The 14,967-nt window shown below is 71.2% G+C and carries 17 protein-coding genes; 8 read left to right on the top strand and 9 right to left on the bottom strand.

The annotated features are described in order from the left end of the window. Positions 1-6 precede the first annotated feature (6 nt). Positions 7-444 carry a hypothetical protein gene (locus tag HMPREF9336_RS16565; protein WP_007468944.1) on the bottom strand — a complete coding sequence of 146 codons (438 nt, stop codon included), beginning with the start codon at positions 442-444 and terminating at the stop codon, positions 7-9. Positions 445-651: 207 nt separating this feature from the next. After that, entirely contained in the window at positions 652-2,211 is a 1,560-nt protein-coding gene (locus tag HMPREF9336_RS16560) for a family 20 glycosylhydrolase (RefSeq protein WP_007468943.1), read from the bottom strand. Between the two features lie 90 nt (positions 2,212-2,301). Here HMPREF9336_RS16560 and HMPREF9336_RS16555 point away from each other — a divergent pair, with 90 nt between their 5' ends. The 5 genes from HMPREF9336_RS16555 (at position 2,302) to HMPREF9336_RS16535 (ending at position 6,100) form a co-directional block, all read left to right on the top strand. Further along, on the top strand, positions 2,302-2,760 hold the full coding sequence (locus HMPREF9336_RS16555) for an META domain-containing protein (protein WP_021030896.1): 459 nt from the start codon (positions 2,302-2,304) through the stop codon (positions 2,758-2,760). Beyond that, a complete protein-coding gene (locus HMPREF9336_RS16550; RefSeq protein ID WP_007468941.1) occupies positions 2,753-3,292 on the top strand; it encodes an META domain-containing protein in 540 nt (179 codons plus the stop codon). The genes HMPREF9336_RS16555 and HMPREF9336_RS16550 overlap by 8 nt, the downstream gene beginning before the upstream one ends. A 7-nt stretch (positions 3,293-3,299) precedes the next feature. Continuing rightward, complete coding sequence (gene ilvA / locus HMPREF9336_RS16545) at positions 3,300-4,511, top strand: threonine ammonia-lyase (RefSeq protein ID WP_021030895.1); 1,212 nt, start codon at positions 3,300-3,302, stop codon at positions 4,509-4,511. Between the two features lie 234 nt (positions 4,512-4,745). Then, positions 4,746-5,111 carry a hypothetical protein gene (locus tag HMPREF9336_RS16540; protein WP_007468937.1) on the top strand — a complete coding sequence of 122 codons (366 nt, stop codon included), beginning with the start codon at positions 4,746-4,748 and terminating at the stop codon, positions 5,109-5,111. A gap of 29 nt (positions 5,112-5,140) precedes the next feature. After that, positions 5,141-6,100, top strand: a complete 960-nt coding sequence (locus HMPREF9336_RS16535; protein ID WP_007468936.1) for an alpha/beta hydrolase — start codon at positions 5,141-5,143, stop codon at positions 6,098-6,100. Here the strand turns inward: HMPREF9336_RS16535 and HMPREF9336_RS16530 are convergent. The 5 genes from HMPREF9336_RS16530 to HMPREF9336_RS16510 form a co-directional block, all read right to left on the bottom strand. Next, the gene (locus HMPREF9336_RS16530; protein WP_007468935.1) at positions 6,097-6,699 is read right to left on the bottom strand and encodes a methylated-DNA--[protein]-cysteine S-methyltransferase; all 603 of its coding nucleotides are present in this window, start codon (positions 6,697-6,699) and stop codon (positions 6,097-6,099) included. The genes HMPREF9336_RS16535 and HMPREF9336_RS16530 overlap by 4 nt on opposite strands. After that, positions 6,696-7,208, bottom strand: coding sequence for an RNA polymerase sigma factor (locus tag HMPREF9336_RS16525; protein WP_021030894.1), 513 nt, complete (start codon positions 7,206-7,208; stop codon positions 6,696-6,698). The genes HMPREF9336_RS16530 and HMPREF9336_RS16525 overlap by 4 nt, the downstream gene beginning before the upstream one ends. Then, the gene (locus tag HMPREF9336_RS16520) at positions 7,202-7,783 is read right to left on the bottom strand and encodes a methylated-DNA--[protein]-cysteine S-methyltransferase (protein ID WP_341871972.1); all 582 of its coding nucleotides are present in this window, start codon (positions 7,781-7,783) and stop codon (positions 7,202-7,204) included. Before HMPREF9336_RS16520 ends, HMPREF9336_RS16525 begins: the two co-directional genes overlap by 7 nt. A gap of 71 nt (positions 7,784-7,854) precedes the next feature. Next, positions 7,855-8,775 (bottom strand): LysR family transcriptional regulator, encoded by a 921-nt coding sequence (locus HMPREF9336_RS16515; RefSeq protein WP_007468933.1) that lies wholly within the window; start codon positions 8,773-8,775, stop codon positions 7,855-7,857. A gap of 96 nt (positions 8,776-8,871) precedes the next feature. After that, positions 8,872-10,194 carry an MFS transporter gene (locus tag HMPREF9336_RS16510; protein ID WP_007468932.1) on the bottom strand — a complete coding sequence of 441 codons (1,323 nt, stop codon included), beginning with the start codon at positions 10,192-10,194 and terminating at the stop codon, positions 8,872-8,874. Between the two features lie 74 nt (positions 10,195-10,268). Here HMPREF9336_RS16510 and HMPREF9336_RS16505 point away from each other — a divergent pair, with 74 nt between their 5' ends. Together HMPREF9336_RS16505 and HMPREF9336_RS16500 are read left to right on the top strand one after the other, a co-directional pair. Beyond that, a complete protein-coding gene (locus HMPREF9336_RS16505) occupies positions 10,269-10,727 on the top strand; it encodes a VOC family protein (RefSeq protein ID WP_007468931.1) in 459 nt (152 codons plus the stop codon). A 49-nt stretch (positions 10,728-10,776) separates the two neighbouring features. Continuing rightward, positions 10,777-11,598, top strand: coding sequence for a DUF3097 domain-containing protein (locus HMPREF9336_RS16500; RefSeq protein WP_007468930.1), 822 nt, complete (start codon positions 10,777-10,779; stop codon positions 11,596-11,598). On the opposite strand, the gene HMPREF9336_RS16495 is transcribed toward HMPREF9336_RS16500, so the two are convergent. Continuing rightward, positions 11,588-11,968: a DoxX family protein gene (locus tag HMPREF9336_RS16495; RefSeq protein WP_007468929.1), complete on the bottom strand. Its 381-nt coding sequence runs from the start codon at positions 11,966-11,968 to the stop codon at positions 11,588-11,590. The genes HMPREF9336_RS16500 and HMPREF9336_RS16495 overlap by 11 nt on opposite strands. A 153-nt stretch (positions 11,969-12,121) precedes the next feature. On the opposite strand from HMPREF9336_RS16495, the gene poxB reads away from it, so the two are divergent. Further along, complete coding sequence (poxB, locus tag HMPREF9336_RS16490; protein ID WP_007468928.1) at positions 12,122-13,858, top strand: ubiquinone-dependent pyruvate dehydrogenase; 1,737 nt, start codon at positions 12,122-12,124, stop codon at positions 13,856-13,858. Here the strand turns inward: poxB and HMPREF9336_RS16485 are convergent. Further along, positions 13,855-14,958, bottom strand: a complete 1,104-nt coding sequence (locus tag HMPREF9336_RS16485; protein WP_007468927.1) for a M48 family metallopeptidase — start codon at positions 14,956-14,958, stop codon at positions 13,855-13,857. The two genes, poxB and HMPREF9336_RS16485, sit on opposite strands and share 4 nt — an antisense overlap. Positions 14,959-14,967 lie beyond the last annotated feature (9 nt).

Below are 14,967 nucleotides of genomic sequence, written 5' to 3'. Positions count from 1 at the left end.
GGAGCGTCAGCGGGCGAGAAGGGCCAGGATCTGGTCCGCCTTGGCCCCAAGATTGTCCAGTCTGGTTTCGAGGCGGTCGAGCCCGATCTCGATCTGGCCGACCCTGGTTTCCAGGCGGTCGAGCCCGATCTCGATCTGGCCGACCCTGGTTTCCAGGCGGTCGAGCCCGATCTCGATCTGGCCGACCCTGGTTTCCAGGCCGTCGAGCTTGGCCTCGATCTGGCCGACTCTGGTTTCCAGGCGGTCGAGCTTGGCCTCGATCTGGCCGACCCTGGTTTCCAGGCCGTCCATCTTCGACTCGATGCTGCGCAGCTGGGTCTTATGGTCGAGGTGGTACCGGCTGTGGATCTTCTGCACGGACTGAATCCCGCCGATGGCCGCGAAGATGTCCGTCACGTCATTGCCGAGCCTTCTGATCTTTCGTTTTTCCTCCGGTGTCGTCATAGCGCCACTCTAGTCGGGGAGTCCGACAATGTCAGCCACTCACGCGCCCGGAGGAGAGCCCACCGCCTCGCTGATCCCGACACAGCGCCAATCGGTCCGTCGGAGTCTCAGCCCCTCACGCCCTCACACGCCCGGAGGAGAGCTGACCGCCTCGCTGATCCCGACACAGCGCCAATCGGTCCGTCGGAGTCTCAGCCCCTCACGCCCTCACACGCCCGGAGGAGAGCCCACCGCCTCGCTGATCCCGACGAACTCCGCATAATCCTCCGCGATTTTCGGACTGCCCCAGAGGACCTGGGCGAGGGCGCGGAGCATCGGGGTGAGCGTCGCGGCGATCTCGCCTTCGTCCGGGCCGTGCCCGCCCTCCCACAAGCAGAGTTCCGCGCCAAGCGCCTTCGGGTCGCCTTGGGCCAGGACGCTTGTCGCCGATGCGGCCAGCGGATAGGCGTTGGGGTCGAAGTCGCCGTAGATCTTGGCGGGATCGGGAGTCCTCCGATTGATCACGTAGTACAGCTGGCGAGAGGTGGAGTTGAGGAGCTCATGGCCCGCCTCGGCCTCCTCCTGCGCCGAGAGCCCCGCGCCCGACCAGTGGTCGATGCTGACGTCCGGGGCGACGGGCACCGTCGAATCGAGGATCAGCGCGCTGTTCCAGATCCGCATGGACTTGCCCGCCGCCTTCACCACCTCGTTCATCCGATTGATGAAGCCGTGGAAGAGGTCGATGGGGTCCGCGCCAGCGCCGTAGCGCTCCTCGGCGGCCTTCGCGAGCTCGGGGTGTTGGCCGAACTGGTCGATCGACATCCATTCGTCCGCGCCGAGGAACCACACTTTCGCGGGGAAAAGCGGCAGATACTCCTTGATCACGTCCTCTGCGAGCGCCCACGTCTCCGGTTTCGCGAGGTTGAGCACGGTGAGGCCCCATTCGCCCTTGACCCCGAGGTCGGGGCGGCGCGCGAGCAACGCGCTGGCGTGGCCGGGCAGGTCGAACTCGGGGACGACGGTGATATGGCGGCGGGCGGCGTAGGCGACGAGGCCCGCGATCTCGGCCTTGCTGTAGTGCTCGGGGGCCACCGCGTCGGGGACCGTGTCGCTCTCCACCCGGAACGCCTGCGAGTCGGTGAGATGCAGGTGGATGGTGTTGTATTTGAGGTAGGAAAGCTCCCGGATCCGGTCTCGCAGCCAGTCGAGGGTGTAGAACTTCCGCGCGACGTCCACCATGAACGCCCGCTCGCGCCAGGCCGGCCAGTCCCGCGCCGTGCCGCCCGGCAGCGCCGGGGACTGGCGCAGCCACTGCACCGCGGTGCGCGTGCCGAGGAACGCCCCCGCCTCGTCCGGCGCGGAGACGACCAGGCGCCCTGCCACGGCGATCTCGTAGCCCTCGGACCCTAGCTGGGGGTCGGGCCCGCGCTGGCGCAGCTCGATGTCGCCGTCGTCCGCTCCGTCCGAGGCGACGGCGAACGTGCGCCCGAGCACCGCGCCGAGGTCTTCGGCGAGCACGTCGGCGGTGCCGCGCCACGACTGCGGGGCGACGATCTTCGCAGTCGGGCCGAGGCGGAAGGAGCCGTCGCCAGGGATCCACCGCTGCACGGAGGGGATGAGCGGCGGCAGGACCGCGCTGGTCGGTCCGGGGCCAGACGGGCCCGGCGGCTGCGCGGAGCGAGTCCGCCCGACCTCGGGGCTCTGCTGCCCGCATGAGAGAAGGGTCAAGGCCGTCGCGGCGACGGCGAGGGCGCGACGGATCGGCGAGAAGCGGTGGACCGGCGGCACGCTGGACCATCATGCCAGACCGGGACGGTTTCTCCCAGCCGCCGAACGGCTTCCCAGCCCGCGCGCAGCGGCGGTGAGTACGCTTACGCCATGCGACGTGTCCTGCTCGGCTTTTCGCTCATCGCGCCCGCGCTGCTCGGCGGCGTTGCCGCTGGCCCTGCGGCCGCCTCCCCGAACGACCCGCCGGACGCGCTCTACGGCGCGTGGGCGGTCGCTTCCGCCGCCGGGCCGGGCTCCCAGGCCGCCATGGCGGCTCCGTCCCTGCGGGTGCGGTTCGGCCCCGACAAGGTCGGCCTGCGCGTCGGAGTCTCCGGCGGTTGCAACGGCATCGGCGGCGCGGGCTCGTTCGACGGGGACCAGGCGGCCTTCCGCCCGCTCATCTCCACCATGATGGCGTGCGAGCCGCCGTTGATGGAGGCGGACTCGTTCGTCTCCAAAGTCCTCGAGGGCCCCGTCCGGTTCGAACTGCGCGGCGACACGCTGCTGCTCCGGAACGGAGCGCGCACGTTGGAGCTGGCGCGAGATCCCGAGGACGGCGAGGATGGCTAGCGCCCTCAGGACGAGCTTCCCCCTTCGGGCGGCCCGGCTTTCCTTCCTCCTGGCCTTGGCGGCGCTCTTGGCCGGGACCGGCCGCGCGACCGCCGACCCGGTCCACGCCGCGCCGGACGCTCTGCTCGGCAGGTGGACGCTGGTCTCGGCGGCGGGCCCGGGGTCAGAGCCGCTCACGCGGATCAAGCCTGGCCCGATCCTCTTCGAGGAGAAAGCCGGGTATTTGTGGGCCTCGGTCAGGGGCGGCTGCAACTCGTTGCGCGCAGCGGGGCCGATCGACGGCAACACCATCGCGCTCGGCCAAATCGTCTCCACACGCATGGCCTGCCCGCAGCCGCAGATGCGGGTGGACGACTTCCTGGTCAACGTCTTCAAAGGGCCAGGCAGCTACACGATCCGGCCCGACGGGCAGCTCGTGCTCGTCAGCGGCCAGCGCACACTCGCCCTGCGACGGGCCGAGGACCGTTCCGACGACGGGGCGGAACCGGAAGCCGGGCCCGAGTCGGGCGGAACGACCGACGAACCGGCATGATGCGCCTATGGCTTTGTTGACTTTGGACGAGGTGCGGGCGGCGGCGGCGCTGCTCGCGCCTGTCGTGCACCGCACCCCGATCGTCGCCTCCCGCGCGCTCGCCGAGCGCTGCGGCCTCCCGGTCTGGCTCAAATGCGAGAACCTCCAGCGCACGGGCTCCTTCAAGCCGCGCGGCGCGTACGCGCGGATCGCGCGGCTCGGCCCCGAGGAGCGCGCTCGCGGCGTGGTCGCGGCCAGCGCGGGCAACCACGCGCAGGGCGTGGCGTGGGCGGCGAGCGAGATGGACGTCGCCTCGACGGTGTTCATGCCCGTGAGCGCTTCGCTGCCGAAAGTCACCGCGACCAAGGCGTACGGGGCCGAAGTCCGCCTCCTCGGGTCGTCGGTGGACGAGGCGCTCGGGCACGCGCGGCGGTTCGCCGACGAGACCGGGGCGGTGCTCATCCACCCCTTCGACCACCCTGACGTGATCCTGGGCCAGGCCACCTGCGGTTTGGAGGTGGCCGAGCAGCTGCCCGAGATTGGCACGCTCGTCGTGCCGCTCGGCGGCGGCGGCTTGCTCGCGGGGATGGCGTTGGCGGTGAAGGCGCTGCTCCCCGGGACGCGCGTCGTCGGGGTCCAGGCGGAGGGAGCGGCGGCGTGGCCGGAGTCGCTGCGCGCGGGCGCTCCGGTGGCGCTGTCCTCGATGGCCACCATCGCCGACGGCATCGCGATCGGCCTGCCGGGCGCGGCGCCGTTCGAGCATGTCTCCGCGCTGGTGGACGAGGTGGTGACGGTGAGCGAGGAGGCGCTGTCGCGCGCGGTGCTGCTGTGCTTGGAGCGGCTCAAGCTCGTGGTGGAGCCCGCCGGTGCAGCCGCGGTCGCCGCTCTGATGACCGTCCCCGGCCAGGAGCTGGGGCTCACCGGCCAGGTCTGCGGCGTGCTGACCGGCGGCAACGTGGACCCGCTCCTGCTCACCAGGGTGATCGCCCACGGCTTGCGCGCGGCGGGGCGGTATCTCACCGTGCGGGTGCGGGTGCGCGACCAACCCGGCGGGCTGGCTGGCGTGCTCGCGGTGTTCCAGCGGGTCGGCGCGAGCGTGGTGGACGTGACGCACTCGCGGATCGCGGAGGGGCTGAGCTTCGGCGACGTCGAGATCAACGCCACTGTGGAGACCCGGGGATCCGAGCACCAGAACGCGGTGCTCGCCGCCCTCGCGGAGGCCGGTCTCGTGCTCGCATGAGCGCGACCGGAAGGCTTGCGCCCCGGAGGACGCGCTCGGGATGAAGGAGAAAGCCGCCTTCGCCGCTCTGGCTTCTGCGGGGTCTGCCGAGGCAAGCGGCTGGCAGGTCGAAGCCGAGGAAAGCGACGTCGCCTGCCAGCCGAACGCGGTACTCGCCGCCATTCGCGACGGACGGGCCCGTGCTAGCATGGCGGCAATATCCCGCTGGCCGTTTTTCGGAGGAGGACTCCCGCTATGCATCGCTTCGCGCTCGGATCTCTAGCAGCCGTCGGCCTCGCGCTCGTGCCGCAGGCTTCGGCGCTCGCGGACGAGTCGAGCGGCGTCACCTCGCCTTCGGGCAAGATCAGCTGCCGCGTGTTCAGCGAGTCGGTCACGTGCTACGCCCCGTTCTCCTCCGGCAGTTCGCTGATGGTCTACCAGCTCGGCTCCGGCTCGGTCTCATGGCACCCGACCGGCCAGCCCGCCGACGGCCAGACGCTCTCGTACGGGTCGCCGGTCGCGGTCAACGGCTGGCAGGTCGAAGCCGAGGAGAGCGGCGTCACCTTCAAGAAGGACGGCAAAGGCGTCTTCGTGAGCGTCCAGGACGTGCACGCGCTCTAGGCGCGCCGTCCCGAGCAGACACTGACGCGATGCCCCTCCCTCGCGACCCGATCGTCGCCGCCGCCGTCAAAGCCGCCTTCGCCGGAGCCGGCGTCACCGGCGCGCCGCCCGCGCGCGGCGACGTCGCGGCCAGGCGCGCCAATGTCGCGCGCGTCTTCCGGCATCTGAGCGCGAGCTGGCCCAGCCAGGCGGGGGTCCGCGCGGACCGCTTCGCGCTCCGCGCCCCGGACGGGGCCGAGCTTCCGCTGCTCTGGTACCGGCCGGACTCCGCCCATGCGCGCAGCGCGGTCCTCTACCTGCACGGCGGCGGCATGATCATGGATTGGGGCGTGACCGGCCCGCTGTACGAAGCCGTCGTCCGCAGCTACGTCGCGCGCTCCGGGGTCCCGATGCTCGTCGTGCCCTACCGCACAGCCCCCGAGCACCCGCACCCGACTCCGGTGCAGGACTGCTACGCCGCGCTGGTGTGGCTGGCCGAGCACGCGGCCGAGCTCGGCGTGGACGCGGACCGGATCGGGGTCATGGGCGACAGCGCGGGCGGGGGGCTCGCCGCCGGGGTCTGCCTGCTCGCCAGGGACCGGGGCGGCCCTGCCGTCGCGCAGCAGATCCTGGTCTACCCGATGCTCGACGACCGCACCCCGGACCCGGACCCCGAGCTTCTGCCCGGCCTCGTCTGGAGCTACGACGACAACGCCACCGGCTGGGCGGCCCTGCTCGGCGACGCGGACCACGGGGCCTCCCTCGGGTACGCCGCGCCCGCGCGGGCCGAGGACCTGTCCGGGCTTCCGCCCGCGTACATCGACGTCGGCGGGCTCGACTTCTTCCTCGCCGAAGACCTCGCGTTCGCGGGCAGGCTCGCGGCGGCCCACGTCGAGGTCGAGCTCCACGTGCATCCTGGCTGCCCGCACGGCTTCGAGACGTTCGCCCCGCAGGCCCCGGTGTCGCTCCGGGCGTTCGACGACCGGTTGCGGCGGATCGCCTCGCTCTAGGCCGCGCCCTCCAGGTCGAGCAAGAGCCGCTTGGCCTCCGGGCCGCCCCGGTAGCCGCCCGCCGTGCCGTCGGACCGGACGACCCGGTGGCAGGGGACCACGAGCGGGATCGGGTTCGTCGCGCAGGCGGTGCCCACCGCCCGGACCGCGCCCGGACTGCCGGAGAGCCGAGCGAGGTCCGCGTAGGTCGCAGTGGCCCCGTAGCCGACGTCGGCGGCGAGGTGCTCGAGGACCGCGCGGCGGAACCCCTTCGACAGCCGCCAGTCCAGCGCGAGGTCGAAGCGGCGCAGCCGCCCGGAGAAGTACGCGTCGAGCTGCCGGACGACCGCGTCGAGCCGCGCGGGCGCCTCCAGCACGCGCGGGCTGATCTGGTCCGCGAGGCTCTGCAGCACCGCGTCGTGGCCTTCTCGGGCGAACGCAACACGGACCAGCCCCGCCTCCGTCGCCGCGGCCAGCAGCGGCCCGAGCGGGGAGTCCACGACGCGGTAAGCGACGTCGAGGAGCCCTTCTTGCGCCGCGAGGGCGGCGAGGCGGGCGCGCAGACGGTCCACCTCCGCGTGCCCGACCGGGCACAATTCGGTTGGTTCCACGGGTTTCATCGGTCTTCCTGCTCTGTGAAGGGACTCTTTGGGTAGGCGCGCCGCAGCGCCGCCACGCCGTCCGCCGCGGCCCGGCGCGCGGCGGCAGCGGTGCCGCCGACGATGTCGGCGACCTCCTGGTAGGGCAGCCCGGCGAGATAGTGGTACGCGACGGCCTGGCGCTGTTTCGCCGTGAGCGACGCGAGCGCGTCGTCCAGGTCGAGGTCGCGCCCGTCGGCCCGGTCCGGGGCGGGGCGGTCGAAGACCTCGGCGACCGGGACGGCACGCCGCCTCGCCGCGCGGATGATGTCGAGCGACTTGCGGTGCGCGATCGTCACCAACCACGCCTCGACGTTGGCCCCCTCAGGGAGGTCCGGGTACGCGCGCATCGCGGCGAGGAACGTCTCCGACCACGCGTCGTCCGCGTCCACCGGCCCGACGACCGCGCGGGCGACGCGCAGCACGAGCGCTCCGTGCCGCGCGACCACGGCCGCGAAGGGCGCTTTGCCCGCGCGGGCGGCCGTCACCACAATGTGGGCTCGGCGGCGGGGATCGCCCGTTCGAGCTCCAAAAGCCGCCGTTTGCGGTCCAGCCCGCCGGCATAGCCGGTGAGGCTTCCGGTCGAGCCGACGACCCGGTGGCAGGGGATGATGATCGAGATCGGGTTGTGGCCGACGAAGCCGCCGATGGCTCTGGGGCTGATGCCGCCGCCGACCTCTCTCGCGAGCGCCCCGTAGGTCGTGGTCTCGCCGTACGGGATCGCCGCGAGCAGCCGCCACACCTGCCGCGCGCGCTCGGTGCCGCGCGGGTTCAAGTCCAGCTCGAACGCGCGGCGCTCGCCCGCGAAGTACTCGCGCAGCTGCGCGATCTCGGCCGCGAAGCCGCCGTCTTTTGCCGCGTCGGCCCTCGGGCCGAAGCCTGCGACGTCGGGCCGGGTCCAATGGCCGGGGAAATAGATCCCGGACAGGCCGCCTTCGTCGCGCACGAGCGTCAACGGGCCGATGGGGAACTCGACGACGACGTGTCGGGCGGTGTGCGTTGCGGTGGACATCGGAGCCTCCTCGAAATGCTCTGCCGGCTCGTCCGTTCCGGCTGTTCTGCTCATCTCACGATCGTTGTTCACTGGGAAGACGCCCCGGCGGGGAGTTTTGTGAGGACGGCTCGGAATGCCATAGCTCACATCTTCGCGCCCGCAGGCCGCCGGGCCGCCAGCGCGACAAGATCGCCCGCCGGGCCGCGCAGCCTGGCCCCGACCGGCCAGACCGCGCGCAGCACCCTCGGCATGCGCAGCCCTTCCACCTCGATCCGCACCAGCCTGCCCTCGGCCAGCTCGCCCGCGACCGAAAGGCTCGACAGCACCGCGGGGGCCTCGGCGGTCGCCGCCGCCGTTTTCAGGGCGGTCACCGAGCTCAATTCCAAAAGCGGCGGCGCGAGCGGCCGCTCGACCCGGCCCGCGAGCGCTTCCTCGAAAACGTCCCGCGTCCCGGAGCCGGGCTCTCGCTGCACGAGCGGCGTGCTCGCCAGCGTCGAGGGGGACACCCGCCCGGAGCGGGCCCACGGATGGCTCCGGGGCACCACCACCAGCAGCTCGTCGCGGCCGATGGGCCGGGAGTCAAGGCCCGCGCCGGTCTCGGCGCATTCCACGAAACCGATGTCTGCCTCCCCGGCGAGGACGGCGGCCATGGCGGACGCGGAGTTCATCGGACTCACCCGGATCTGGCCGTCCGGGTGCAGATTGCGCAACGCCACCACCCAGGACGGCACGAGGCACTCGGCGACCGTCATCGACGCGGCGACGCGCACCGAGGAGCTCTGCCCGCGCAGCGCTTCGACCCCGGCGGCGAATTTCTCCGCGCTGTCCAAAATCGCGCCGGCCCATTCCAGCACCGCCGAGCCGGACCCGGTCAGGGCGGTCCCGCCGGGGGAGCGGCGGAACAAGCGCAGCCCGAGCTCGCGCTCCACCGCGCGGACCCTGGCGCTCACCGCCTGCTGGCTCAGGCCGAGCTCGCGCGCGGCGGCCCCCATGCTGCCCCGCCGGGCGACCGAGGCGACGACGTCGAGGGCGGCCAGTTCCGGCACGCGGGCGGGGAGCACCATAGGACCACTGTATCGCGCAGGCCACAAACCAGGTTTGTGGTGGACAACGACAAGGCCTCGCTGCGCCAGCCGCGGCGAGGCTGGCGCGGGCCGAGCTTAGCGCGCGTGGCGGACCAGCTGCTCTTCGATTTCGATCTGCGCAGCTCGCCGCCGCAGCTCCGCGTGCACCGCGTCCCGGTCTCGCGGGTACGTCCAATAGAGCGCCGTGGTGAGCACGACCTCGACGAAGACCAGCCCCACGACGAGCAGCGACGCGGCGGCTTTGAGGCCGAAGCGCTCGCCGAGGCCGGTGAGCAGTAAGCTCAGCGCCGCGACCGCCACCAGCTGGACGCTGATCCGGACCGCGTTCGCCGTGCCGCGCAGCTCGGGCGGCGTCACGTCGATGACGATGAGCTGGGTCACCACCGGCCAGGCCCCGTACACCAGCCCGTACAGGAAATAGCACACGCAGAACGCGATGATCGAACCCCAGCCGATCTGCGTGCACAGCGCCACGGCGACCAGGCAGAGCGCCCCGACGATCTGGAAGAGCGCGACGTACCCGAACCTCGGGCTGCGCCTGCGGGCCTGGTCCGCGAGCATCCCGCCGCAGAACGTGCCGATCATGCCGCCGACCCCGCCGGGGAGCGCGACGAGGGAAGCCGTCTCGTTGTCGAAGCCGTAGACCTCGACGAGGTAGACGACGGCCACGCCGAGCAGGAGGAACTGCCCGCAGAACACCGACTGCACGACGTGGATCGTGAACGTCCGGATCTTGAAGAGCGCGAGCATCGCGGGCCAGCTGACCTTGGAGTGCTCTTCGCGCTCCGCCTTGCTGAACTGGGCGAGCTCGGCCTCCGCCGCGCCGACTCCGGGGTCGCGGAAGAACATCGCGATGAGCAACCCGCACGCCAGGCAGATCGCCCCGGAGGCGAAGAACCCGTACCGCCATCCGCCGGGGACCGTGGAGAGCTGGCCCATGATCGGGCCGAGCGCGGCGATCATCAGCGCGATCAGCCCGTAGAGATAGCCCGCCGCCCTGCCGCGGGACTTGTCGTCGAACAAGTCCGCGAGCAGGGCCGTGACGATCGGCTGGGTGCCCGAGAAGAAGAGCGAGGAGACCACGAACAGGAGCAGGATCTGCAGGTAGTTCTGCGCGAAACCGGTGGCGATGCACCAGGCCCCGCCGATCCCGGCGCAGCACACGAGCACCGCTTTGCGGTTGGTGCGCTCCGCGAGCTGCGCCCAGAGCGGCCCGGTCGCCGCGCTGAGCAGCTTCGGGGCCGCTTGCAACGCGCCGAGCGCGGAGAGGGGCAGGCCCAAGGAGGCCTGGATCGCCGGGAACAGCATGCTCACCACGCTGCCTTCCGAAGTCTCGGTGGTGAGCGTCCCGCCGAGCAGGGTGAGCTGGAGCCAGCGGCGGGCGGGAGAGGGAGGCATCGAGTCAAGGGTAGCCGCGCGGCCCTCCACGACGGCTATGCTGGAGATCACAAAACTAAGGAACGAGGAGCGCCATGCCGACCATCACCACGTGTCTTTGGTTCCAAACCGACGCCAACGAGCCCGCCGCGTTCTACACCGGCCTCTTCCCAGACTCCCGGATCCTCTCGGCGACCCCGTCCGAACGCAGCGGGGGGACCTCCATCGTTTCTTTCGAGCTGTGGGGACGCCCGTTCCTCGCCCTCGGCGGCGGCGCGGAGGTGGCGTTGAACTACGCGACGAGCCTGCAAGTGCCGTGCGAGACGCAGGAAGAGCTGGACCGGTATTGGGACGTGCTCGCGGCGGGCGGCGCGGAGCAGCAGTGCGGCTGGCTGACCGACAAGTTCGGACTGTCCTGGCAGATCGTGCCGACCATCTTGCCCGGCCTGCTGAGCCACCCGGACCCGGCGCAGGCGGACCGGGTCCTCAAAGCGATGCTCGGCATGGCCAAGCTCGACATCGCGGGGCTGCTGGCCGCGGCCTCGGCGGGGTGACCGGGCGAGTCGGCCTGTTTCTGGGGCCTCGCGGCGGTAGCCTGCTCTGATGCGCAGCCACCAGTACGGCGACATCCTCGCCCCCCGTCCTCGTCGGCAGCCCGCCCCCGAAGTCGTCGCGGAGATCGACATGGTCGTCGAAACCGTGCCCAACGGCCTGGTCTCGGACTTCTGCGGCGCGATCGTCGCCGTGGACACCGACCGCAAAGGGCACGTGACGCTGGAGGACGCCGACGGCAACCGCCGCCTCTTCGAGATGAAACCCGGCGCGTTCCTGCTCGAAGGCAAGCCTGTGACGCTCGTCCGCCCGAAAGTCGGCTCCCTGTCCGGGCCGCTGCGCACCGCGTCCGGCTCCACCGCCGTGCCCGGCGCGCCCGCCCGCGTGGCCCGCGCGAGCCGGATCTGGGTCGAGGGCGTCCACGACGCGCAGCTCGTCGAGCAGATCTGGGGCGACGACCTGCGGATCGAAGGCGTGGTGGTGGAGCCGTTGCACGGGGTGGACGAGCTCGCGGAGCGGATCGCCGAGTTCGCGCCCGCCGAAGGGCGGCGGGTCGGCGTCCTCGTGGACCACCTGGTCCCCGGCAGCAAGGAGTCCCGGATCGTCGCGCAGGTCGCGCATCCGCACGTGCTCGTGACCGGGCACCCCTACGTGGACGTCTGGCAGGCGGTCAAGCCCACCGCCGTCGGCATCCCCAAATGGCCGAACGTGCCCAAGGGCGTGCCGTGGAAAGAGGGCGTCTGCCGCGCCCTGGGCGTGAAGGACACCGCCGCGATGTGGGGGCGGGTGCGCAAAGGCGCGAAGGACTACACGATGATCGAGCAGCCGCTGTTGCGGGCGGTGGAGGAGCTGATCGACTTCGTCACCGCGTGACGGGCGCCGCCTCGTCCTTCGCCACGAAGCTCTGCGCGGCGAGGTAGCCGTACGTCCCGAGGAGCACGGCCGCGGCGGCCGAGTTCGGGATGGAGTCGCGCACCCGCACGTGCGAGCCCACCGCCGCGACGAAGTACACCGTCAAGAGGGCGAGGGTGAGCCGGGCGACGGGCGGGAACTTGGCGCCCAGCGCGAGGCCCGCCGCAGAGGCGCCTTTGACCACCGGGAAGAGCCAGCGGTACTTGACCGGCACCTCGACCCGGTCAAACGCCTCGGCGATGGCTTTGACCGGGATTGCGCAGGCCACGGCATCCGCCGCCTGCAGCGCCGCGAACGCCGCGAGGGTTTTGGGGGACGGTTTTCTACTCATGGCGCAAGTCTACTCACGCCTGAAGAAGCGACCCAGGCCACTTCTCGTCGCGGCGCATCTCACAAACGTGGGGAGGGGGAATTTCACTAGACTGAAGATCGCGTCGCGGGCTCCATCTCGCCCGTACTGCCGCATCCGCAGGAAGGAACCCGCATGGCAACGGTCGCCGATCACATCATCGCCGCGTTGAGCATGAGCGGGGTCAGCAGGGTGTACGGCTTGCCTGGGGACAGCCTCAACGGGTTCACCGACGCGATCCGCCGCGCCGACGGAATCACCTGGGAGCACGTCCGGCACGAGGAGACCGCCGCGTTCGCCGCGGCCTCCGAGGCCGCGCTGACCGGACAGCTGGCGGTCTGCGCGGGCAGTTGCGGCCCTGGCAACCTGCACCTGATCAACGGGCTCTTCGACGCCCAGCGCAGCGGCGTGCCGGTGCTGGCCGTCGCCGCGCACATCCCGCTCGCCGAAGTCGGCTCGGGCTACTTCCAAGAGACGCGCCCGCAGGAGCTCTTCAAGGAGTGCAGCGTCTACGCCGAACTCGTCAGCTCCCCCGAGACGGCTCCGCGCATCGTCGAAATGGCGATGCGGGCCGCCGTCGAGGAGCGCGGGGTCGCGGTGGTCGTGATCCCCGGCGAAGTGTTCCTCAGCCGAAGCGAGGACCGAGGCTGGCTCTCCCGGCCCATCGTCGCCACCCGCTCCGTCCTGCGCCCGGACGACGAGTCGTTGCGCGCGGCCGCCGAAATCCTCGGCCGGTCGAGCCGGATCACCATCCTCGGCGGGGCCGGCTGCGCGGGAGCGCACGACGAGCTGATCCGCCTCGCCGAGACGCTGCAAGCGCCCGTCGTGCACGCCCTGCGCGGCAAGGAGCACATCGAATACGACAACCCCTACGACGTGGGCATGACGGGCCTTTTGGGGTTCGCCTCCGGCTACAAGGCGATCCGGGAAGCCGAGGTGCTCCTGATGCTCGGCACCGACTTCCCCTACCGGCAGTTCTACCCCGAGGACGCGACCATCGTCCAGGTCGACGTCCGGGGCCGCCAGCTGGGCCGCCGCGTCCCCATCGACCTCGGGCTGGTCGGCACGGTCAAAGACACCGTCGCCGCGCTGCTGCCGCTGCTGCGCCGCAACGAAAGCTCCGAACACCTCGACCGCGCGGTCAAGCACTACCGCAAGACCCGCAAGTCCCTCGACGCCCTCGCAGTCAACGACCGCGACCACACCCCGATCCGCCCGGAATACGTGGCGGGGCTGGTGGACCGGCTCGCCGCCGACGACGCGGTGTTCACCGTCGACGTCGGGTCGCCGGTGGTCTGGGCTTCGCGGTATCTGACGATGAACGGGCGGCGGCGGCTGGTCGGGTCGTTCACGCACGGCACGATGGCCTGCGCGCTGCCGCACGCCATCGGCGCGCAGACCGCGGACCGGGGCAGGCAGGTCGTCGCGCTGGCGGGGGACGGCGGGCTGACGATGCTCTTCGGCGACCTGATCACCCTGACCCAGAACAAGCTGCCGGTGAAGATCGTGGTGTTCAACAACTCCTCCCTCAACTTCGTGGAGCTGGAGATGAAAGCCGCTGGGATCGTCAATTTCGGCACCGAGCTGCACAACCCGGACTTCGCGGCGGTCGCCCGCGCGCTTGGCATCCACGGCAGGCGCGTCGAGCGGCCCGCCGAGCTGGAGGAGGCGCTCGCCGAAGCCTTCGCCCACGACGGCCCGGCCTTGGTGGACGTCGTGGTCGCCCGCCAGGAGCTGTCGATCCCGCCCGCGATCTCCGCAGAGCAGACGAAGGGCTTCGCCCTCTACGCGATCCGCACGATCCTCGCGGGCCGGGCGGACGAGCTGCTGGACCTGGTCACCACGAACGTGGCCCGCCGCATCCTGGACTAGCGCCGCCCGGCGGGCGCTTCGCCCTTCGGCGGGTCCTCCTCGTCCGAGGCCACGTCCTTGCGCCAGTCCGCGAAGCGTTTCCCGATGTCGCTCGCGATGTCGCCGACGTTGCGTCCGACCGCTCCGACCGCGGAGCCGACGCCGCCGCCGATGTCGCGCAGGGTCCTCACGAGCGGGTCCTCGGACTGGTCGAAGCTCTCTTTGTAGTTCTTCGCCGCCGCGCCGAAGTCCTCGCTGAACGTGGGGCCCGCCGAGTCCGTCCGCTTGGGGTAGTTCCCGGCCAAGACGGCCCCGTACTCGCCCCGGTCGATCCACTTGTTGAGCTCGGCGGCGCGCAGCACCGAGAACGGATGGGACTGCAGCTCCAAGTTCAGCAGCTTGAGCACCCCGTCGCGCAGGTCGCCGGTGCGCTCGTAGTCCTTCGCCTGGGCGAGGAAGCGCTGGGTGTCCATCTCGTCCAGCCGCGAGCCGCCCGCGAGTTTCATCTGCACCCGCAGCGCGACCTCCACGTCCTGGACGCAGAGCAGCCCGGCCCGGTCTCCGGACAGCTCGGACTTGCGCTGCCACTCCATGAGCGCGGCCACGATGGCGCGCAGCGCCCAGCCGCCGATCGGCATCCACCCGAAGTTGTCCGCCAGCCGCAGCAGATGCATGAGCATCGTCCGGTACACGGCGTGCCCGGAGAGCGCGTGGCCCAGCTCGTGCCCGATGACGAACCGAAGCTCGTCCTCGTCCATCAAGTCCAGCAGCGCGGAGCTGACCACGATGAACGGGGTGTCCATGCCGATGGTCATCGCGCTCGGCCACGGGCTCTGCATGACGAAAAGCTCGGGGGTCGAGGAGGAGTCCAAGATGCGGACGCAGTCGGCGCGGATGGCATCCACCGTGCGGAACTGGCGGTCGTCCACACGGATGGCGGTGGACAGGTACAAGAGCCGGTGCTGGCGTTCGCGCAGCAGCGAGGCCAGCGCCTTCAGGAGCGTGTCGAAGCCGGTCAGGGCGCGCAGCGTGCCCAACGCCGCCCGGTCAACCGGATGTTCCCACGCGCGACTGCTGATCCCCGGAAAAACGACGCGGGATCTTGCTGGAAGATCGGCCATGCAGGGACC

Source organism: Segniliparus rugosus ATCC BAA-974 (assembly GCF_000185725.2).
Lineage (GTDB): Bacteria > Actinomycetota > Actinomycetes > Mycobacteriales > Mycobacteriaceae > Segniliparus > Segniliparus rugosus.
Note: the sequence above shows the minus strand (reverse complement) of the source record. Positions and strands in the feature narration are given on the sequence as shown.